The organism is Lysinibacillus sp. CD3-6 (assembly GCF_006351725.2).
In the GTDB taxonomy this organism is placed as follows: Bacteria; Bacillota; Bacilli; order Bacillales_A; family Planococcaceae; genus Lysinibacillus.
Window position 1 is genome coordinate 2,789,314 of sequence record NZ_CP085880.1, and the last position, 19,862, is coordinate 2,809,175.

Genomic DNA, 19,862 nt, shown 5'->3' on the forward strand with positions numbered 1-19,862 from the left:
TTATCGGTTAATAGAAACTACTAAATACGATTCTATCAATGTTTATAAGCTCGTAGTTTTCCGCTACCTTTATTTATATGTCTATACTTGGATTCTTATGTGGGATACAACCGTCGTTCAAAAAATTTTTATTTGAGGAATGAACGTGAAAATATTTACAGACCAGCTCTAGATTTGAACAATCTTGTCAATTATATTATATTTTTTCCAAAAAGTACTAATTTAAATTTATATCACAATAAAAATGTCATCGTAATAATCGTTACTGCAATAAACTTAGTTATGGTTAATTCTAAACTCTCAAGTAAATCCTGAAGATGAAAGCGAGGTGATAATCTATACATATCTATGTCTTGTTTGGTTTCGCGGAATTGTACTCTCCTTTCGCGGAATTCCTCCCTCACTTCGCGGAATCGTGCTCTCCTTCCGCGGAATTCCGTCCTCACTTCGCGGAAATAACTCTCCTTCCGCGGGAATCCGTTCTCACTTCGCGGAATTGTGCTCTCCTTCCGCGGAATTCCGTCCTCACTTCGCGGAATCGTGATCTCCTTCCGCGGAATTCTCCTCTCACTTCGCGGAATTCTGCTCTCCTTCCGCGGAATTCCCTCCTCACTTCGCGGAATTCACTCCTCACTTCGCGGAAATCAACTCCCCTGTCGCGGAATTCTACTAAATTTTATTTTGTTAAAGCATTGACAATATCATCAACGATTTTCGTATTGGCAATTGCACCAGTGTATAACCAACTTGAGTCTTTTGGCAAAGTATGTACATTACCTGCTTGGACGGCTGGAATCGTTCTCCATAATTTTTCACTTAATACTTTGACACTTGCATCATCACCGCTATCGATAATAAACAGATGATCTGCATCTAATGTAACAAGCTTTTCAAGTGATATTTCGTTCCAATTGGCTGTTGCGTTTGCTGAGATTTCTTGTACAACAGATGGCACAGCTAACCCAAGATCATTGTACATCACATCTCCACTCGAAAGATTTTGTGAAACGATGAAAAACTTCCCGCCAACAACCCAGATGGCTGCGACTGAAATATTACCAACCTTTTGCTGAATTTGTTGTTTTGCTTCTCTCACCTTGGCATTATAGTCATCTAACACTTGTTGTGCTTTTTCTTTTTTTTCAAACACTTCACCAACACGTAGCAGTTCATCACGCCAGTTATTGTTTACTTCTGCTCCAATCACATAAGTTGGTGCAATTTTGCTATATTGCGCATATTTATCTCCTTCCACCATAGCGGCAGAGTCCATTATAATTAAATCTGGTGTAAAGCTTTGCACTGCTTCAAATGGTAAATCAAATGGTATTGTTGGAACATCTTTTAATGTATCTTGTAAGTAATCTTGAACGCTTGCACCATCTCGAACACTCCATTGCGCAATTGGCGTTATTCCAAGTGCGACAAGGTGATCCTCTAAGTAAGAAGCAATTACCCGCTTAGGGTGAGCGGGAACTTCTACTTTATTGCCTATCGCATCTGTTAATGTTCGAATTTCAATAACATTGTCTATCTTGTGCTCCGATTTTGAATTATCTTGTGAAGCAGTATTTGTCTCGATATTTCCGCATCCCATTAGCATAAAAGCTAAGACGCTAGCACTTGTTAATCCCCATTTCTTCGTTTTTAAAATCATGTTAATGCCTCCTAACTATGATTATGTTATAATTTAAATGATATTGAAAATCATTCTCATTTAAAAAAATAAAATAAAAAATTTATTATGTCAACGCTAGGAGCTTTTACATGGATGAAGAGAAACTCATTAACTTTTGTTAGACATCATTACCGTATAACTTATAATATTCTCACTCTATTTCTATTCATTTGTTTAAGTTGTTTGGTAATTTTCATTTCGATTCGATTTGGCGCCAATGAACTAACTTATAAAACAATATGGAATAGCCTTTTACATTACGATGAAACTAATAATGAACATGTTATTTTACATGAGTTGCGTATCCCACGTGCAATTGCTGGACTTCTCGTTGGTAGTGCCCTCGCTGTTTCAGGCGCGATTATGCAAGGGGTTACGCGTAATGCTCTTGCCTCCCCTTCCATATTAGGGGTTACTTCAGGTGCAGGTTTTATGTTATCCATTGCATACACGCTGTTTCATACACCTAGTTTCCCGATGCTGATACTTTTTTCATTTATTGGTGCAGGTGCTGGAGCAGCACTAGTATTTACGTTAACTGCGTTTGCAAAAGGTGGCATTACACCTGTAAAACTAGCATTAGCTGGCGCAGGTATCTCTGCTTTTCTAAGCGCACTATCAACAGCAATTGGTCTAAAATACGATATTGCTAAAGATTTAAGCTATTGGTATGCAGGTAGTCTTTCTTCTATACAGCCAATACATATAAAGGTCGCCATTCCATTTGTCATCATTGGCTTACTGCTGGCAATGATATTAGCAAAATCAATTTCTGTTATGAGTTTAGGTGAAGAAGTAGCAACAGGGCTTGGTCAACGGACAACAGTTATACGGGTGCTTTGTACCGTTACTGTGCTTTTATTAACAGGTTCAGCCGTTTCCATTGCAGGTATTATCGGTTTTGTTGGTTTAGTTGTACCACATATCGTACGTGCAATCGTTGGAGTTGATTATCGTTGGATATTACCTATTTCAGCTATTATAGGTGGCTGTTTATTGGTATTTGCGGATATTGTAGCTCGCATCATCATGAGTCCTTTTGAATCCCCAGTAGGTGCTGTTACTGCCATTATCGGTGTGCCCTTTTTTTTATACTTAGCTCGTAAAGATGGAAGAGGTTTATAATGCATAATTTAATCCGTAAACATACACATCGTTTTTCTATATATATCGTGATATGTTTGCTACTGATATTTGTAGTGGCATTCATTAGTGTGAATACAGGGTATATGAATATTTCGATTTTAAGTTTTCTTCAAACTTTACTAGGGAATGGCTCCCCTGATAATGCTTTAACAATTTTTAGCTTCCGCTTTCCCCGTATTTGCATGGCCATCCTTGTTGGGTTTGGTGTTGCTGTGTCAGGTGTCATCCTACAAAGTATTTCAAAAAACCCGCTAGCAGACCCAGGCATACTTGGCATTAACGCAGGTGCAGGGTTTGCTATTGTGTTGTATACATTCTTTATTCAAGGATTGTTATTTTCTAGCTCATGGATGTCTGTCTTTTTTATGCCCATAATTGCCTTGTTTGGTGCACTTTTTGCAGCATCCCTCATTTATTTATTTGCTTATAAAAGAGGACAGGTGTCTCCGTCACGCATGCTCTTAGTTGGAGTTGGCATTAATGCTGCGTTTAGTGCAGGAATCACCATTTTCCAACTTCGCATGGAACCTATCGATTTTTCTAGAACACTCGTCTGGCTTTCGGGATCTATTTGGGGCACTACTTGGACATTTGTGCTCGCGTTACTTCCTTGGATTGTGATGTTAATACCCTTCGCTTTTTATAAAGCTCGCGTACTAGATATTTTAGCTTTGAATGAAATGACCGCTATTGGATTAGGTATTAACGTAACAAAAGAACGTAAAAGACTTCTAGTATTGGCTGTGCTTCTAGCAGGCGCCTGTGTTGCAGTTGGGGGAGGACTTACATTTTTAGGGTTAATTGCACCTCATATTGCAAAAAAATTAGTAGGCAGCTTACATTATCGGGTAATTCCATTTAGTGCATTAATAGGTGCTTTGCTTTTGTTAATGTCTGATACTATTAGTCGAATCATTATCGCTCCTGCTGAATTACCCGTTGGTATCGTTTTAGCCATATTAGGTACACCTTACTTTATCTATTTGCTATTACAAACAAGAGGATAGTTTCATCGTAATCTCTACCACTATCGTAGAACTATTCGTTTTGTTACAAAAATGGAGGATGGATTAACCTCCGCTAACAACTAATATAAAAACCTCTCACACATAAAAGTGAGAGGTTTTAGTTTATTTAACTAACTCTAATAGGCATTGGTTTAATGCACAAACGACCTTAGTCATAAACTGTGATATTGAAGAACATACAACTACAACAAGAAAGGATGTACTGATTTGCCAAATGAGTACACATCTCCACCCACACAATTTACGTTTGATGTAAATACAAGTCCACTTTTTAAAAAGGATAATCAGAACTACATAAATATTCTTGGTATTGCTCAATTGAATAGTCTAGAAAATGTCTCTCTACTTGATATTTTTTTAAGCACCAATAACGTGGTAGAGCCTCATTATCATCAAAATGCAGCAGAGCTTGTTTATTGTATTTCTGGAGCTGCTACCGTTTCCATTTTAAATCCATTCACTAAACAAATTCAGAACTACCCACTAAAACCAGGACAGGTAGCAAATATTCCACAGGGATGGTGGCATTACATCGTTGCGAGTGCAGATAATACACATATATTAGCGATTTTTGATGCACCTACACCAGAAGTCATTTTAGGTTCCGATATTTTAAAGTTTACGCCATCGAATATAATGGCCCATACCTATTGTTTAGATGAAAATTTATGGAAGCAAACTATCGCCCCTGTTGTCCCTTCAACCTATATCGGACCCGCAAATAATTGCAATCAACCTTCCGTTACTTCACCAAATTCAATGCAAACACATCCACATTACAACTTTCATCCATACCATTATCCATATATGTATCAAAACAGTTCCTATTATTAAAATACAGAGCTACAAAAGGAAGCACCTTTTCGTGTTTCCTTTTTTGATTTTTTTAAATTGCTGACATTGTAACGACCAAATTGTGCGTGCATAAAATTATTAGATTTGGGAAATCTAACTTTAATTTCATTCTACTATCAAAACGAGGTGTATTTATGGGCTTTCCAATTGTTCATACAAATTTTTGGGATGCTGTAATTGCCGTTCCAGTTGTCATGATTATTACACAATTATTGAAAATATTTTTTCCCATTCAGCCTAAATATGTTCCAGCAATTGCGCTAACATTAGGTTTAATCATTTCTATTTTTATTAGCCATAAACATAATTTTTTAGCGGGTGTATTTATGGGCTTTTTTTACGGTTACGCTGCCATCGGAAATTACGCTTCTTTAAAGACAACTATTAAAAGTTTTAAAAATAAGAAAAAACATGATGCTTTATAAGGTAAGCTTCCTATGCCCTGTTCTGTCATAGAAAAGGCGGATGGTGGAGCTTATCGAATATCAAACATACATATTTCAGTTTAGTCAAATCTATCATTGTATTTTTGTATAAATATGTATAAAAATACTTTTTTTGTCCCATCCTAATCTCACAAACATCAACTATAAAATGAGTTAGGACGTGCAACAATGAAAATGTCAAAACGAAATATAGATTCTTTACGCTTTAAGGAAGTTTTTACAATCTGGAAACAACTTGGCGTAAACAATGGTTATATTGCAACGAATCATTTCTTTTTCAAATATGCAGTTCATCGAGACTTAAAAGTCATTATTTTGGAATTTATTCAATGTTTAAAAGAGGAAAACAAACAGCTTGAGAAGCTTTTGAAAGAAAATGGTGTTCTAGCACCGCCATTATCAATTGACCAAGGGAATTTACAAATTGCTAAGATCCGCGGAAAAGCAACTATAAATGATTCTGAAATTAGTGCCATCCTTTCCATGAATATTGCGTCTTCCTTAATTTCTGTTAGTCAAGCAATGGACATGTCTATCGAGAGCAGTCTTACGACAAAATACAGTGTTTTTCATATGAAATATGCCATTCTTGGTGCCAAGTTAATTGAGCTTAGTAATAAAAAAGGATGGCTACTTTCTCCCTCCTCACCATAGAGCCCTATAGCTTTTAGTCGTCTCGCTTCAATACGAGACGACCATGAAAGGCTATTTTATTATTCATTTAGTTGTTTTCTCTATTTGTCACTAATAAATAATCAAGTGCACTCATTCTAGTAAGCTTGTGTGTAAATTTAATTGCGTCTGCTTGTGAGTCAAACATAAAGTTTTCGAGTTCGTCTGTTGGTATATATTGATCAGCGATTTTTCGTTTCAGTTTTCGTACAGATAAAATGTGTGAATCCTCTTCGTATAAAATGATTGCACCAACGTTTCGATAAAGCGTATGATCAATCGTCGCGACAACTTTCACATTTGATCCTTCAAATTCCGTTAAATCTACCTGCATTTATTTACCAGCCTCCCTCTCTATTCTTACATTCTAGCTTCAACAATCAGAGTCCTTCTTTTTTTAGTAATTTGCGTTTATCATTAATGGACTTTTTGGATATGTCCATCTAATTGATTACTATTTGAAAGGGGTGCTCTTTTAATAGAAAAAATAGCACAGCCTAATGCACATAATACTAAAACTGCCCCAAAAGTTGATAAATGCATTACAGAGCCTGTAACGGTAAACACCGCTCCCCCTACTGCAGACCCTATTGAAATACCAATTTGTAGCGCGGCAGTATTTAAACTTTGTTGAATATCAGATGTTTTAGGATCGGTTTGAATCAAATAGTTTTGTAATGGTGGCGTAAGTGACCAGCTAAGTGCTCCCCATAACACAGTTACTACTAAAAATAACGGGAATGCTACGACTGTATATGGTATCGCAAATAATACGATAGCAAACGTCGCAATGATTAGTACGATTGATTTGCCAGTACCAATCTTGTCACTTAACCAACCACCAAACGTATTACCACTTACAGATGCAAGACCGAATACTAAGTAGCAAATACTAACCCAAGAAGAGTTTAAATGAAATGCCTCTACTAAAAACGGTGTGAAGTAAGCATAAAGCATATAATGACCAGCAAGCATAAATAATGTTGTTAAATGCGCACTTGCAATTTTTAAATTAGCTAATGACTTAATTTGTGTTTTTAATGGGACAACCTCAACAACTGGCATTTTTTCCAGGAGCATAAAAATTAGAATCATAGATATGCTAGAAAGTAATGCAATCCCTAAAAAAACAGCACGCCACCCAAAAGCCTCGGTAATAAAAATACCCATCGGTACACCAATTACTAGTGCTGAACTTACACCTACAAATATAAGCCCTAATGCTTTAGCACGATGTCTTGGTTCCACTATTTTAGTTGTAATTGTCAGAGACAAAACTATAACTAGAGCTGTACTCATCGCTGTTATGATTCTCGCAATCATGACAATGACAAAGGTAGGACTAAAATAGGTCATGATATTCCCTAATGTAAATAAAAGTAATGAAATAAGGTATAGTTTTTTCCGCTCCACTTTAGCTGTTAACGATAAAAGGACAGGGGCAGAAATTGCGTATACTAGAGCAAATATCGTAATTAATTGTCCAGCCGTTGCTACAGATACGTTCAAATCCTTAGCAATGTATGGCAATATACCTCCAACAATTAGCTCTACCAATCCAACTGCAAAAGTAGTAGCAGCCAGTATAAAAACTCTCCAATTCATTTAATCACCCTTCTGTTGTACTTCCATCTTATAGTGGGCAACAATAAAAAAATCCTGACTACAAAATGAAAGAAAATTTTTGTAGTCAGGATTTTATGGTTCCTGGTAGAGACCCTCAATCCATATTATTGAGGTTATACAGATCATTATTTACTTTAGCTATATTAGCATATTGATTTTTACGTTACAACATTTTTCTTCCTTGCAAATTTCCCAACTTTAATTTAATTGCCTGTATATAAGCTTTGATTTTAGTAATTATATATTTTTTTTGAAATTTTGCTTATATTTTTTGCATTTCGACCATAAATAATAATAGGACACATAATGTTATGGGGTGATTGTTTGCGTATATTTGGTTTAGTATGCTATTTTTTAATGCTATTTTATGGCGCCGAACTAGTAGTAGAAAAGCTTACATTCGAACAACCATCATCTAGATTGGACATACAGCAAAACCCATTAAAAGAAACTGTGGAAAATTCAACAGTTTGCGTCTATTATCCAACTTATAAAATTTGTAAAGCATTGACTGAAAATAATTGAAAAATAAAGAGGCATGCTCATAAAAATAGGAGCTGCCTCTTTCAGTTTTCATCGTTATTTATTTATTCGCGGCCAATGTGAAAATGCTTAAACGGATAAACGGTGATTTTAGCTTCACCATAAATAGCATCTTTAGCAATTAATCCGTAATGACGACTATCATAGCTTTTTAGACGGTTATCTCCCATTACGAAATACTTACCTTCTGGTACCTTTTTCTCATTTGTTAAACCTTCAAGTGTGAAATTCTCTGTAATACGTAATTGGCTTGGATCATCCGTTTGACGATTTACATAATCCTCTTTATAGGCTTTGCCATTTACATATAAAACATCATCTATCATTTCTACAGTATCGCCTGGAAGACCTATAACACGTTTAATATATAATTCATCCTCAGTAGGTGATTGAAAGACAATTTGGTCAAAGCGTTCAATTTTACTCGTTTTACTTACAATAATAATGTCTTTATCCTCATATGTCGGATACATTGAAGCACCTTGTACTTTTATCGGTGCGAATAAAAATTGTTTACAGCCTAAGACGACGATTGCTGTAATGACAATAATTTTAATGTAGGATAGAATTTCTTTTTTCATATTTGTTTTTTCTGCTTGCATACTCATACCCCGATACTTTTTTTTATAGTATAGCATTTTCTATTGTATATTGACGAATAATATTACAAAATGTTTCGACGGCAAAAAAAAGACACAAGCTCAATAGCCTCTGTCTAGGAAGTTGATTTTATTTTTCATTGTAAGAATGGCTTCTTATGAAGCAGAGTGATGCTGCTCGTTAAATAAATCTACTGCTAATACAATACCTACCGGCAATGCGATAGCTAATAAAATTGTACCAATCATCATCACAATCACTCCCTTAACCATTTCATAAATCTATTATACACTTAATTTTCTGATATTTCAAACGAAATAAAAAATTGAATTGCCCTTAGATAACTAAAAAAGTCATTCAACTAGGCATGCATCCTACCTGAATGACTTTTTTAGCCTTACATAAAGATTTTAAAACATAATAGTTGTAACTGTTTCATCATGAATTTGACTGGACTTTTATGCACTTTCCGTTTAGGTACATAGCTTTGCATGCAATTATTTAATGCTGTATACCTAAGCACCTGGGTCCTCCCATTCATTCATCTCTCTCCCTTCTTCTACAAAATTCACAACTATTGTAGCCAAACAACCCTTTATTCTAAATGCATTTTTAACTCTGTTTTTATTTGTTGTAGCTCTGTTTCATCGGGAATATAGTACCAAATATGATTCATCATTTGACCCTCTCCTGCCTCAAATGATAACTGATCAATATTATTATCCATTTTTTTATATATACTTTGTAGTTGGATTAGATCTTTCACCGTAAAATTCATGCGAACATTATCCCCGACAACATCAAGCATATCAGTTGCCTTCAACAACATTGATGGTGTAGAAGCTTTTTTCATAACTGCTTCAATTATTTGTCGTTGTCGAATTTGGCGGCCGAAATCACCACGTGGATCTTCGTATCGTATACGAGAGAAAATAAGTGCTTCATCTCCACTTAATGAAATTTCACCCTCAGGATAATGGTACGAATCATAGGTTAAATCCATATCATTTTGAATGGTTACACCACCAAGTGTGTCAATAATTTGTAGGAACCCCTCCATATTAATAAAGACATAATAATCGAGTGGGATATCTAATAGATTTTCAACCGTATCCATTGCCATTGGTACTCCTCCAAATGCATAAGCATGGTTAATCTTATCCACTGTGTCATGCCCAATAATTTCTGTACGTGTATCTCTCGGAATACTTAACATTTTCATTGTTTGCTTTTCAGGATTTACTGTAATAACTATCATTGTGTCTGAACGCCCACTATCGTCCTTACGTTCATCAACACCAAGCATTAGTACAGAAAAAGGCTCTTTTTTCGTAATGGTTTTTTGTGTTTTGTCTGGAGTATCGTTAGTTTCTACGAGTGGTGTATTTATTTTATTCATCGTCTTTTGGATAGTATAATAAGCTGTACCTAAAAAAATTAAAAATATTGTTAATAGGCTTCCTATTATCCATAGCCAAATTTTCTTTTTGCTCTTTTTTTCTTTAGAGCGTTTCATGTTTTTTTCCATACTTATGTCCTCTCTAGCTTTATAAAAAATTTGCCCATCTATTTGACGTTTTAGGTTGGAAAAAAGTTTATATAGTCTACTTATATGCATATTGGACGAAAAAAAGACGTACACTAGTATTTACTAAATATACATCTTTATATTCATTAATACTTAAAATTAGAAATACTGTTTGTTAATTCCAAAGCTTTGGAATTTAAGCTTTCTGAAATATTGTTAATTTCTTGAAGAGTCGCTACTTGTTTAACAATTTGTTGTGCCATTTCCTCAGTGCCTTCAGCATTATTACGCACATGCCCATCTAATTCTTGTATCGATGCGGCTATTTCTTCTGAAGAAGCTGTCATCTCTTGTGTAATTGCTGTTACGGTTGTAATATCCTCTGTCATTTCCTCGATAGCATCGACAATATTACTAAATGCAGTTCCTGCCTGTGCAATGACTTCTACCCCTTGCTCAACGGTTTTTTGATCACCTAAAACTGCAGCTTCTACATTTTTTGTTTCCTGCAAAATATCTGATGTGAGCTGGACGATAATATGTGCCGACTCTTTTGATTGGCTAGCTAACTTACGTACTTCATCTGCTACAACAGCAAAACCTTTTCCATGCTCTCCTGCTCGAGCAGCCTCAATAGCGGCATTAAGTGCAAGTAAATTTGTTTGTTCTGTAATTGCCGTAATTACATTCGTTATATTTTGAATTTCTTCCGACTGTTTTGACAGTCTTGAAATAAGCGCTGTTGTCTCTTTAGTGGAATGATAAATCGTATTCATCTGTTGCTTTGCATGTTCAATCGTCAATTGTCCTGCATCCGCTGTTTCCTTCGTCTGTTTTGCCTTGCCAAGCACAGAATATGTAGCATTAGCAATTTGCTGAATACCTTCTGTCGTTTCGTTTATTGCATGTGAAGCTTCATTGGAAACGGTTGAAGAAATCTTTGAACTTGAAGCGATATTTTCGACAGAAGCAGCTACGATATTTGACGTCGATGCAACTTGCGTTGTACTAGCCGTCAATTCCTCTGCAACACCAGACAAATCGTTAGCAGTTTCACCAGACGCGCGAATTAACGATTGAATAGATTGCTTCATTTCATTAAAAGCACTTGCTAATGTACCGATTTCATCATTAGAAGTGACTTGTAAATTTTGTATTGTCAAATCTCCTTTAGCAATTTGCTTGACTGCAGTAGCCATCCTTTTTAGTGGATTTGCTATTTTTACTGCCGTTAGCATACTGAAAAATATACAAATACCTATTGTAATTAATCCAATGACAACGGCTGTTATTGCACTTTTATGTACCTTTTGCTCTGCATCGTTGGCAACCTGTGTAAATTTCATTTTATTAAATGCAAGCATTTCATTGGCAACACTCCCCATTAAACTATTGAGTCGCCACAATTGCTGATCATATATTTCTCTAGCAGTCGATGAATCACCTGCTTCTACAGCCGTAATAATTGTTTCCGCTACTTTATCGAACGATTTTTTGCCTTCTAGCATTTTATTATTAACTTCTAGCAATTGATCATCATCAATGATGTCATTTAATTGACCGATGCCTGTTTGGATTTTTAGCTGCGCACTACGGAAATTTTGTAATGTATCCCCATTGCCATTTTCAATATACTGTTGAATATAGATGCTTTGTTGCTTTGTATTACTTTGTAAATCTGATGCAATATAAATTTGCTCGACTTGGGAATCAAGAATGTGGTTATATTCATTTTTCATATTCGTTAAATCAAAATATCCGTTGATAGATATTCCAATAATACTGATAAATAATAATGCAAAAGCAAAATAAAGTTTTAATTTAATTGACATCTCTTTCAATATTCCCCTTTAGTGTGATAATTCTTTATGTATTTGTGAAAAATCCCTTGTGTATCGTTTAGAATAGCAAATTTTCTGTAAACTCTAAAGCTATTTTTGTCGATTTTATGAATTTTTCCAAAAAAGGACCAAAATATTACACCAAAAGATTCATAATAATATAGGTATATTTAATTAACAAACTTCTTTTTACACATGGTTATTATCCTGTAAATATACTATTATATAGATTTTTAGTATTTAAGTTTTGTATCACAAAGAGCCTTTACAAAGCCATTTGGACAAAAAAAGACAAAATATCTCGAGCAGTAAATACTCAAGATATTTTGTCTACAGTTTAAGCCACTTCTTAAAAGAAGCGCTATTAACCTCTATCTTTTATTCCTTGCACTAGCTTTTCTAGAATCAACAAGTACTGTGCAATTTCTTCATCATTCAATACTTCAAAAAGCTGAATAAAAACATCCTTCCCAACCTCTTGCGCTTTAACAAAAGCATTTATACCCTCTTCAGTTATTTGCAATCGAATTGTACGGCGGTCATTTTCATCGTATAGTCTTTCTGCTAAGCCCAGTTTTACTAATTTCTCAGCAATACTTGTCATAGCACCTTTCGTATACCCAATCGTTTCCGCTAATTCGGCTTGTCTTTGCGGTCCTTTTATTTTTAGCTCGCTTAATACTAAAATTGGAGAAATACCTAATGGATATGGATAATCCTTCGTAAAACGTATAATATTGGCGTTATTCATCTGATCAATCATATGAATGAGTTTAAAAATACTTGTCTGTCCCAAAACTAATCCTCCTCGAACATCCGAGAATATTAGTGAAGCATGATAGAACCACCGTCAACCATAAGTGTTTGACCTGTGATATATTGTGAATCCTCAGATGCTAAAAATACTGCTACGCGGCCAATGTCATCTTCAACATCACCGAAGCGTCCCATAGGGATTTTACTTTTAACAGCTTCATAATATTCTGGTTGTGCTTTTGCCCATGCTTGTACACCTGGTGAATTTGCAATTGGGCTAATTAAGTTTACATTAATACCAAAACGTCCCCATTCATTTGCTGCTACACGTGAAATACCGCGAATTGCTTCTTTTGCAGCCGCATAAGCACCTTGTGTTTCATGTCCAGCAAGACCCGCGCCAGAAGCGAAGTTAATTACATTACCTTTTGTTTCTTTCAAGTGAGGTAATGCTGCTTGCATTAAATAAAATGTTGGATAGAAACCAGTATCAAATGATAAATCTAAATCAGCTTGTGTTGTATCTTCAAGAGTTGCTTGCTTAGATGCATGTGCATTATTAACTAATACATCTAGTTTACCGTATTTTTCAACAACTGTATCGATTATTTTATGCAAATTAGCACGATCCATTAAATTTGCTTGTAAAAACATTGATTTTGGAGAAATTTGTTGCAATTCTTTTTCCATTGCTTTTCCTGTTTCTTCATTTAAATCAACAATCGCTACGATTGCGCCTTCTTTTACCATTGCTTTTGCCATACCACTACCGATACCACCTGCACCGCCAGTAATAATTACGACTTTGTCTTGTAATTTACCCATGGATAAACATCTCCTTTTCTTAAATCCATAAAGTAGTTTATCACTAAATAATTTTTAAATAAACTAGTTTGCTCAACTTTTTGAAAACCTTTACATTTCATTTGCAACTTGTTTTACAATTTCATCAATAGTGGATATTGCTGAACTTTTATTGGCTTGTGTTAAAATACTAAAAATATACCACTTTCCACTTTTTCCTTGAACATAACCACTTAACGCATAAGTTCCCGTTATATAACCTGTTTTAGCAGAAACACTATAACCTTTCAAACGGTTTTCTAATGTCGCCCCAACCAATTTTCCTTTTCGTCCTGCATGTGGTAAGGCATCTAAATACGAAAAGTACCAGGACTTATTGCGGACTTTATATAGTAATAAACTTTCTTGCATACTACTTACTCGATTTTGATGATTTAAGCCCGAGCCATCTTCAAAATACCATTGATCCATATTCAGTCCTGACTCTATTCCATATGTACGTATTGCCTGTATACCTGCAGACCAGCTTCCTTCTCCAAGCAGCTCTTTCCCTAACTGCTTCGTCAGCATTTCTCCCATACCGTTAATGCTTAACTTTAAAAATCGAAAATTAATATCTTTTAATTGCATTGAATTGGATATTCCTATTCGTTGCGCATTATCTGGCACTTCTCCTATGTCCATAGGCATTTTTTGAATACCTTTTGCTACTAATTTTTCTCGTAATACATCTAGTGTATACAATGTAGGATTATAAACGGTCACATATGTATTCTTCTCCGAACCTGCTGGTAAATTGCCTGTTACAATAATACGATCTGTTCCATATTCTCTCGTAATATTGATAGTCGATTTCCCACCCTTTTTGATAATCTTCGTTTTGTTCACAATCGGTATTGTACTTGCATGTGGAAAAAGTTGAACACTTGCAGCTTGCCCAATTTTTGTGCCAGTCACTTTAACTTGGATATTGCCGACATCATACTGATCATTAGGTGAAAGCGTCAGAGCCGAAATACGGGATGCATAAGAGAAGGCTTCCTCCTCTGGTACAATTCCTTTTGCTAAACGGTCATCATCAAACCATGTATCGTCTGCAATCAACTTCCCTGTAATTTTAGTAATGCCTAATTTTTTTATCCCATTAGCGAATGATTCTAAATGGACAGGTAGCAGCGTGGGATCCCCTCCACCTTGTAAATAAATATTTCCTTGTAAAACACCATCTTTTACTGGTCCATCGATATATGCCTTCGTTGCAAAACGGTAATCAGGGCCAAGTAAATCTAATACGGCAGCACTCACAAGTAATTTATGTGTTGATGCAGGTCGTATCATTTTATCACCATCGTTACTGTAAATGACGTCCCCTCTTTCCATATCGCGTACAGTAATACTATACTCATTATTTTTCCAGTTTTTCGTGATAATCGTATTGATTTTAGTCGTCATTGTTTGCTCAGATGCCCAAGCTTGTTCCAAGTTTATTAATGAAAAACTATTGAACAACATAAATAACATTGCATAAATAATAAATTTCTTTTTCATAGACCCTCCTATTGGAAAAATATTCTCTATTTTACCCTTTATTTTAAGTAAAATTAGTTATTTTTTCAATTCCGTATTCATTGCGAATTCTTGAAAATGGACAGTCATCTTTTTCTTTCGACAAGAATAGACTGTATTAGCTAGCTAAAAACACTTTCAGGAAAGGAGTTGTTTGACGATGGGCGCAAAATGGATAAAAATTTCTATCTTCTATTTATTACTTGTTTTTGCTTTTGGTCTGTTTATGCATTATACAATTCAACTTCAATGGAAGGCGACACATGCGCATATTGGTGTAGTAGGTTGGCTGACTACTGGATTCATAGGTTTAGTTTATTCTATTTTTAAAGATGCAGCAGAAACAGGGCTCGCCAAGGCTCAGTTTTGGCTTTACAATATCGGTTTACCGTTCCTTTTAATTGGTATGATGATGGTTTATTTAAATGTTCCACGTTGGTTATTGGAGCTCTTCGTATCTGGTGGCGGTATCGCCGTCGCCCTTTCTGTCCTTCTATTTTTCATCAATATCTATCAAAATGTGAAAAGTACTTCATAAATAAAAAGCCGCACTTAGCTAAGTGCGGCTTAGAGTGTTAAACAAGGCATCAAGAATTTACCTCTTGATGTCTTTTTTAGTTGATTGTAGCGGAGGGCGGCGACTCCTGCAGGTACGCACCCATAATAACGCAACAAGTATTGCGTTAACGAGAGTTGCGGTGTGCCCGCGGAAAGCATATGCCCGCAGCGGCAATCAACTTGCCAGTTGTGTGTCGTCCTTATTATTGCAATGAGTTAGCCTGCATTTGATACATTTTTTCATAAATTCCGCCAAGCTCTAATAGCTCCTCGTGCGTACCACGCTCAACAATTTCCCCACGGTCTAATACAAGAATACGATCCGCATTTTTAATTGTTGATAAACGATGGGCAATGATAAATGTTGTCCGACCTTTTTTCAAAACGTCCATCGCATGTTGAATAATTTCTTCTGTCTCTGTATCAATATTAGACGTCGCTTCATCTAATATTAATATTGCTGGATCAAAGGCAAGTGCGCGGGCAAAGGAAATGAGTTGTCGCTGACCTGAAGATAATGTACTTCCTTTTTCAATAACTGGTTCATCGTAGCCATTAGGCAAGTTTGCTAAAACACGATCACCACCAACTGCTTTTAAAGATTCCTCCACTTTTTCACGTGAAATTTTCGGATTATTTAAGCTCACGTTTGAAGCAATCGTTCCTGTAAATAAATAAGGATCTTGTAATACAATACCCATATGCTCACGCATTGATTGACGTGCGACGGTTGTAATATCAATACCATCAATTGAAATTTCCCCTTTAGAAGGATCATAGAAGCGGAATAATAAATTCATAATGGAACTTTTACCAGACCCCGTATGACCAACAAGCGCAATTGTTTCCCCTTGATGCGCTTCAAAAGATAAGTTTTTCAATACATAATCGTCGTTTTTATATGCAAAGGAAACATCGTTAAATACTACATTCCCTTTATATCTAGGAAGACTAACTTCCGATACAGGTTCACCCTCTATATCTAACACCTCAAACACACGCTTCCCTGCAACGAGCGAGCGTTCAAGCTGAGAAAATTGATTGACAATGTTTGTTATTGGATTAAATAGTTTCGTTAAATAATCAACAAATGCATACAAAGTCCCTGCAGAAATCATTTGTGTTGTCGTCATCGACTGTGTTCCAAAGTAGAAAATAAAAATGGTAAACATTAATAGCCTTAATGTATTTACTAAATTGAAGGAAGTTGCTGAATCTAGCACTAATAATTTACGCTCATAGGCATAATGCTCATTATTCATATCGTCAAACTCCTTCGTCATTTGCTGCTCACGACGGAATGCTTGAATAATGGTCATACCCTGTATTGATTCGTTAATCATCGCATTGATATCGGCAATTTTAGTTCGAATTACATCATTATATTTTGAAGCAAATTTTCGATATAAAATCATCCAAATATAAATGATTGGCACCATAATTAATGCTAAAAGTGCCATTTGCCAATTTAAAATAAACAGTGCAACATACACGCCCAAAATTGAAATTAAACTTGTCACGAAATTCGAAAGCACCTGTACATATAAATTACGGACTGCCTCCGTATCATTCGTCACACGTGCCACAATTTTCCCTGCTGGTAAGTTATCAAAGTATTGTATCGGCAATGTTTGAATATGCTCAAAAACGTCCTTACGTAGTTTTTGAACAACGCGATTTGCGCCCATTTGTAAATAAATATACATAAAGTAACGTAATACGGCCGTTGCAATCGCCAATATTAAATACAGTAGTAGTAGCCAGGTAATTGGTTTTATTTCTAGTTTACCAATCGTCATATAATTATCGATTATATGCTTCGCAATAAAGGGCCCTACAAGCTCGGTAAATACGGCAATTGTTAAGAAAAATAATCCTAGTAATATCGGTTTTTTAAAATACATCGCATAGCGAGTTAGTCGTTGACTTGTACTCATGAGGCACCCCCTTCTAGCTGTTGACGGTCAAATTGCTCTTTATACCAGCCTTGTTGTGAAAGGAGCTGTTCATGTGTTCCTTGTTCTACGATTTGCCCTTCATCTAGCACAATAATCATATTGGCATGTTGAATTCCCGACAATCGATGGGTTGTTATAATAGTTGTTCGATCCTGTCGTTCTCGCTGTATGTTTTCTATAATTTTCGCCTCTGTTTTAGCGTCTACCGCAGAAAGCGAGTCATCCAGTATTAAAATTTCCGGGTCTTTAATAAGCGCACGTGCAATTGACACACGCTGTTTTTGACCACCAGAAAGTGATACGCCTTTTTCGCCAACAAGTGTTTCAAGTCCCATTGGCAGATGGGCTAAATCTTTTTCAAAATATGCTGCATAAATCGCTTGTTTCAGCTCTTCTTCCGTTGCATCTTCTTTCCCAAATAAAATATTTTCTCTAATTGTTCGAGAGAATAACACATGGTCCTGTGGTACATATCCAATCCAATCGAGTAGTTGCTCCTTTGTTTGTGATGTAATATCTATCCCATCAATCGATAGCTGCCCCGCTTCAATCGGATATTCACGAAGTAATTGGCGCAAGAAGGTCGTCTTTCCTGAACCTGTCTTTCCTACTATCCCAAGTGTTTGCCCCTTTTTTAGTGACAACGAAATTTGTTGTAGATTTTTCACCTGACTCATTGGATACTGGAAGGTCAAATTTTCGAATCCAATGGCATGCGGAGCTGCCACTGTTTGAGGTGTAGCAATATTTTGCACATCTGCCTCATAGCGCAATGTCTCCTGTACACGGTCTAGTGAGGCATTCCCTTGCTGCATGACATTAATAAGTTCCCCGATTGCAAAAATTGGCCAAACCGCTAATCCTAAATAGACAGTAAACGTTACGAGTTGCCCTAACGACATCGCCTCCGTAGATACTAGGTGAGCACCGTAACCGAGCGCCACAACATAACTAATTCCAGTACCGACCTTTGTAATTGGTCCGAATAAGGCATTTATTTTTGTAGTATGCATATTTTTTTCATAAACGATTTCACTCATTTCCGCAAATGCGGCTTCGTCTTTTTTTTCTTGAACATATGCCCGTACAACACGAACACCTGCTACAGACTCAAGAACACTATCATTTAATTCACCAAAAGCATCCTGTGCCTTCATATAACGCTCATGGACAATTTTACCTAAATATTGGATAAGGATGGCCATAATGGGCACTGGTAACATAGCAAAAAAAGTTAATTTCCATGAAATCATAAAGCCCATTGCAAAAATAATACATCCCATATAAATGGTTGAATCAATAAGTGTCATAATCCCAAAGCCCGCTGTTAGTGACACCGCATTTAAATCGTTTGTAGCACGCGCCATTAAATCACCCGTGCGGTTTTTTTCATAAAAAGTCGGTGTCATCCGTAAAAAATGTTGCATCAAATTGCGACGCAAAATTTTCTCAAGGTTTATGGCACCTTCAAAAAGACGAAACTGCCATACAAAATTTAGTACATAACCACCAACAATAATGCCGATAAATATCAAAATATACTTCGTTAAAATAGCTGTTGTCATAGTTCCTGCTGTTAAAATATCAATGATATTTCCCAGTAAATATGGAGGAATAACCTCTAACACACTAGCAATGATTAATAGCACAATTGCTACAGTGTATTGCTTCCAATATTGCTTAAAAAACCAGCTTAATTTGCTTAATACATCAAACATTTTTTATAACCTTCTTTCTCAAATACGTTAAATCTTCGCTACCCACTATCTAGCAATTCTTTATTGAAAATTAATTTCCTTGTGATGTTATGCATACGACATACACTCCTTTTTTTTGTTTACTACAACTTTTTTGCAATAAAAAAAGACACATCCCCTCAAAAGAGCATGTGTCTCTTATAAAAGGTAAGGTGCATCCATACCTTTCATTGCATAGAAAATAACAACGTTAGACATGGACAATGTATGAAGCTGTGCATTTGTGTTGTGCTGTTAAAATCATCATTGTCATGCCCTCCTTTGTTTGTTTTGTTATAGTGTTATTGAAGATTATCATATTATTGAAATAATTGTCAACATTCTAACTGTTATTTTTTATATTTCACAGGAAATAATTAACGCTTTAAAGTGGTGAATTGCTACAAGCTGTAAAAGAACAAACTTACTTTCGAATGGCTACCATACTCTCTACGTCCTTGATACAATACAAAGTAGTAGTGAATGGAATTAACGGACATTCACTCATAACTTCCAAATCG

At 35.8% G+C, this 19,862-nt stretch carries 19 protein-coding genes and 1 riboswitch; of the genes, 7 read left to right on the forward strand and 12 right to left on the reverse strand.

Annotated elements, in window-relative coordinates; all coding sequences use genetic code 11:
* Nucleotides 1-676: 676 nt before the first annotated feature.
* Entirely contained in the window at nucleotides 677-1,657 is a 981-nt protein-coding gene (locus tag FH508_RS13855) for an ABC transporter substrate-binding protein (RefSeq protein ID WP_172771876.1), read from the reverse strand.
* Nucleotides 1,658-1,771: 114 nt separating this feature from the next.
* Between FH508_RS13855 and FH508_RS13860 the strand changes: the two genes are divergently transcribed.
* The 5 genes from FH508_RS13860 to FH508_RS13880 all read left to right on the forward strand — a co-directional run bounded on the left by FH508_RS13860 (nucleotide 1,772) and on the right by FH508_RS13880 (nucleotide 5,807).
* Nucleotides 1,772-2,803: a FecCD family ABC transporter permease gene (locus FH508_RS13860; protein WP_172771877.1), complete on the forward strand. Its 1,032-nt coding sequence runs from the start codon at nucleotides 1,772-1,774 to the stop codon at nucleotides 2,801-2,803.
* Nucleotides 2,803-3,831, forward strand: a complete 1,029-nt coding sequence (locus FH508_RS13865) for a FecCD family ABC transporter permease (protein ID WP_172771878.1) — start codon at nucleotides 2,803-2,805, stop codon at nucleotides 3,829-3,831. The genes FH508_RS13860 and FH508_RS13865 overlap by 1 nt, the downstream gene beginning before the upstream one ends.
* A 228-nt stretch (nucleotides 3,832-4,059) precedes the next feature.
* Entirely contained in the window at nucleotides 4,060-4,686 is a 627-nt protein-coding gene (locus tag FH508_RS13870; protein WP_172771879.1) for a cupin domain-containing protein, read from the forward strand.
* Between the two features lie 155 nt (nucleotides 4,687-4,841).
* Entirely contained in the window at nucleotides 4,842-5,132 is a 291-nt protein-coding gene (locus FH508_RS13875; protein ID WP_172771880.1) for a hypothetical protein, read from the forward strand.
* 189 nt (nucleotides 5,133-5,321) lie between these two features.
* On the forward strand, nucleotides 5,322-5,807 hold the full coding sequence (locus FH508_RS13880) for a DUF3231 family protein (protein WP_228134078.1): 486 nt from the start codon (nucleotides 5,322-5,324) through the stop codon (nucleotides 5,805-5,807).
* Nucleotides 5,808-5,874: 67 nt separating this feature from the next.
* Here the strand turns inward: FH508_RS13880 and FH508_RS13885 are convergent, their stop codons facing one another.
* Nucleotides 5,875-6,159: a hypothetical protein gene (locus FH508_RS13885; RefSeq protein ID WP_172771881.1), complete on the reverse strand. Its 285-nt coding sequence runs from the start codon at nucleotides 6,157-6,159 to the stop codon at nucleotides 5,875-5,877.
* 83 nt (nucleotides 6,160-6,242) lie between these two features.
* Nucleotides 6,243-7,430 carry an MFS transporter gene (locus FH508_RS13890; protein WP_172771882.1) on the reverse strand — a complete coding sequence of 396 codons (1,188 nt, stop codon included), beginning with the start codon at nucleotides 7,428-7,430 and terminating at the stop codon, nucleotides 6,243-6,245.
* A gap of 62 nt (nucleotides 7,431-7,492) precedes the next feature.
* A riboswitch (purine riboswitch) is annotated at nucleotides 7,493-7,592 on the reverse strand.
* 183 nt (nucleotides 7,593-7,775) lie between these two features.
* Between FH508_RS13890 and FH508_RS13895 the strand changes: the two genes are divergently transcribed.
* Entirely contained in the window at nucleotides 7,776-7,976 is a 201-nt protein-coding gene (locus FH508_RS13895) for a hypothetical protein (protein WP_172771883.1), read from the forward strand.
* Between the two features lie 62 nt (nucleotides 7,977-8,038).
* Here FH508_RS13895 and lepB read toward each other — a convergent pair whose 3' ends face one another.
* The 7 genes from lepB to dacB form a co-directional block, all read right to left on the reverse strand.
* Entirely contained in the window at nucleotides 8,039-8,596 is a 558-nt protein-coding gene (gene lepB, locus FH508_RS13900) for a signal peptidase I (protein ID WP_172771972.1), read from the reverse strand.
* Between the two features lie 153 nt (nucleotides 8,597-8,749).
* Nucleotides 8,750-8,845 carry a transcriptional regulator gene (locus FH508_RS13905; RefSeq protein ID WP_172771884.1) on the reverse strand — a complete coding sequence of 32 codons (96 nt, stop codon included), beginning with the start codon at nucleotides 8,843-8,845 and terminating at the stop codon, nucleotides 8,750-8,752.
* A gap of 344 nt (nucleotides 8,846-9,189) precedes the next feature.
* Nucleotides 9,190-10,122, reverse strand: a complete 933-nt coding sequence (locus FH508_RS13910) for an LCP family glycopolymer transferase (protein ID WP_172771885.1) — start codon at nucleotides 10,120-10,122, stop codon at nucleotides 9,190-9,192.
* A 146-nt stretch (nucleotides 10,123-10,268) separates the two neighbouring features.
* Complete coding sequence (locus FH508_RS13915) at nucleotides 10,269-11,954, reverse strand: methyl-accepting chemotaxis protein (protein ID WP_172771886.1); 1,686 nt, start codon at nucleotides 11,952-11,954, stop codon at nucleotides 10,269-10,271.
* 373 nt (nucleotides 11,955-12,327) lie between these two features.
* Entirely contained in the window at nucleotides 12,328-12,759 is a 432-nt protein-coding gene (locus FH508_RS13920) for a MarR family winged helix-turn-helix transcriptional regulator (RefSeq protein WP_228134079.1), read from the reverse strand.
* Nucleotides 12,760-12,788: 29 nt separating this feature from the next.
* A complete protein-coding gene (locus FH508_RS13925) occupies nucleotides 12,789-13,544 on the reverse strand; it encodes an SDR family NAD(P)-dependent oxidoreductase (protein ID WP_172771887.1) in 756 nt (251 codons plus the stop codon).
* Nucleotides 13,545-13,634: 90 nt separating this feature from the next.
* Nucleotides 13,635-15,071, reverse strand: coding sequence for a D-alanyl-D-alanine carboxypeptidase/D-alanyl-D-alanine endopeptidase (gene dacB / locus FH508_RS13930; protein WP_172771888.1), 1,437 nt, complete (start codon nucleotides 15,069-15,071; stop codon nucleotides 13,635-13,637).
* 178 nt (nucleotides 15,072-15,249) lie between these two features.
* Between dacB and FH508_RS13935 the strand changes: the two genes are divergently transcribed.
* Nucleotides 15,250-15,627: a hypothetical protein gene (locus tag FH508_RS13935; RefSeq protein ID WP_172771889.1), complete on the forward strand. Its 378-nt coding sequence runs from the start codon at nucleotides 15,250-15,252 to the stop codon at nucleotides 15,625-15,627.
* A gap of 223 nt (nucleotides 15,628-15,850) precedes the next feature.
* On the opposite strand, the gene FH508_RS13940 is transcribed toward FH508_RS13935, so the two are convergent.
* Complete coding sequence (locus FH508_RS13940; protein WP_172771890.1) at nucleotides 15,851-17,584, reverse strand: ABC transporter ATP-binding protein; 1,734 nt, start codon at nucleotides 17,582-17,584, stop codon at nucleotides 15,851-15,853.
* Entirely contained in the window at nucleotides 17,581-19,323 is a 1,743-nt protein-coding gene (locus tag FH508_RS13945) for an ABC transporter ATP-binding protein (protein WP_172771891.1), read from the reverse strand. Before FH508_RS13945 ends, FH508_RS13940 begins: the two co-directional genes overlap by 4 nt.
* Nucleotides 19,324-19,862: the final 539 nt, after the last annotated feature.

Excerpts from the sequence above, each read along its gene's own strand:
- FH508_RS13945 (WP_172771891.1), bottom strand. The coding sequence starts at position 19,323 with ATGTTTGATGTATTAAGCAAATTAAGCTGGTTTTTTAAGCAATATTGG.
- FH508_RS13940 (WP_172771890.1), bottom strand. The coding sequence starts at position 17,584 with ATGAGTACAAGTCAACGACTAACTCGCTATGCGATGTATTTTAAAAAA.
- FH508_RS13925 (WP_172771887.1), bottom strand. The coding sequence starts at position 13,544 with ATGGGTAAATTACAAGACAAAGTCGTAATTATTACTGGCGGTGCAGGT.
- FH508_RS13880 (WP_228134078.1), top strand. The coding sequence starts at position 5,322 with ATGAAAATGTCAAAACGAAATATAGATTCTTTACGCTTTAAGGAAGTT.
- FH508_RS13910 (WP_172771885.1), bottom strand. The coding sequence starts at position 10,122 with ATGGAAAAAAACATGAAACGCTCTAAAGAAAAAAAGAGCAAAAAGAAA.
- FH508_RS13885 (WP_172771881.1), bottom strand. The coding sequence starts at position 6,159 with ATGCAGGTAGATTTAACGGAATTTGAAGGATCAAATGTGAAAGTTGTC.
- FH508_RS13865 (WP_172771878.1), top strand. The coding sequence starts at position 2,803 with ATGCATAATTTAATCCGTAAACATACACATCGTTTTTCTATATATATC.
- FH508_RS13855 (WP_172771876.1), bottom strand. The coding sequence starts at position 1,657 with ATGATTTTAAAAACGAAGAAATGGGGATTAACAAGTGCTAGCGTCTTA.
- FH508_RS13935 (WP_172771889.1), top strand. The coding sequence starts at position 15,250 with ATGGGCGCAAAATGGATAAAAATTTCTATCTTCTATTTATTACTTGTT.
- FH508_RS13890 (WP_172771882.1), bottom strand. The coding sequence starts at position 7,430 with ATGAATTGGAGAGTTTTTATACTGGCTGCTACTACTTTTGCAGTTGGA.
- FH508_RS13905 (WP_172771884.1), bottom strand. The coding sequence starts at position 8,845 with ATGATGATTGGTACAATTTTATTAGCTATCGCATTGCCGGTAGGTATT.
- FH508_RS13860 (WP_172771877.1), top strand. The coding sequence starts at position 1,772 with ATGAAGAGAAACTCATTAACTTTTGTTAGACATCATTACCGTATAACT.
- FH508_RS13915 (WP_172771886.1), bottom strand. The coding sequence starts at position 11,954 with ATGTCAATTAAATTAAAACTTTATTTTGCTTTTGCATTATTATTTATC.
- dacB (WP_172771888.1), bottom strand. The coding sequence starts at position 15,071 with ATGAAAAAGAAATTTATTATTTATGCAATGTTATTTATGTTGTTCAAT.
- lepB (WP_172771972.1), bottom strand. The coding sequence starts at position 8,596 with ATGCAAGCAGAAAAAACAAATATGAAAAAAGAAATTCTATCCTACATT.
- FH508_RS13875 (WP_172771880.1), top strand. The coding sequence starts at position 4,842 with ATGGGCTTTCCAATTGTTCATACAAATTTTTGGGATGCTGTAATTGCC.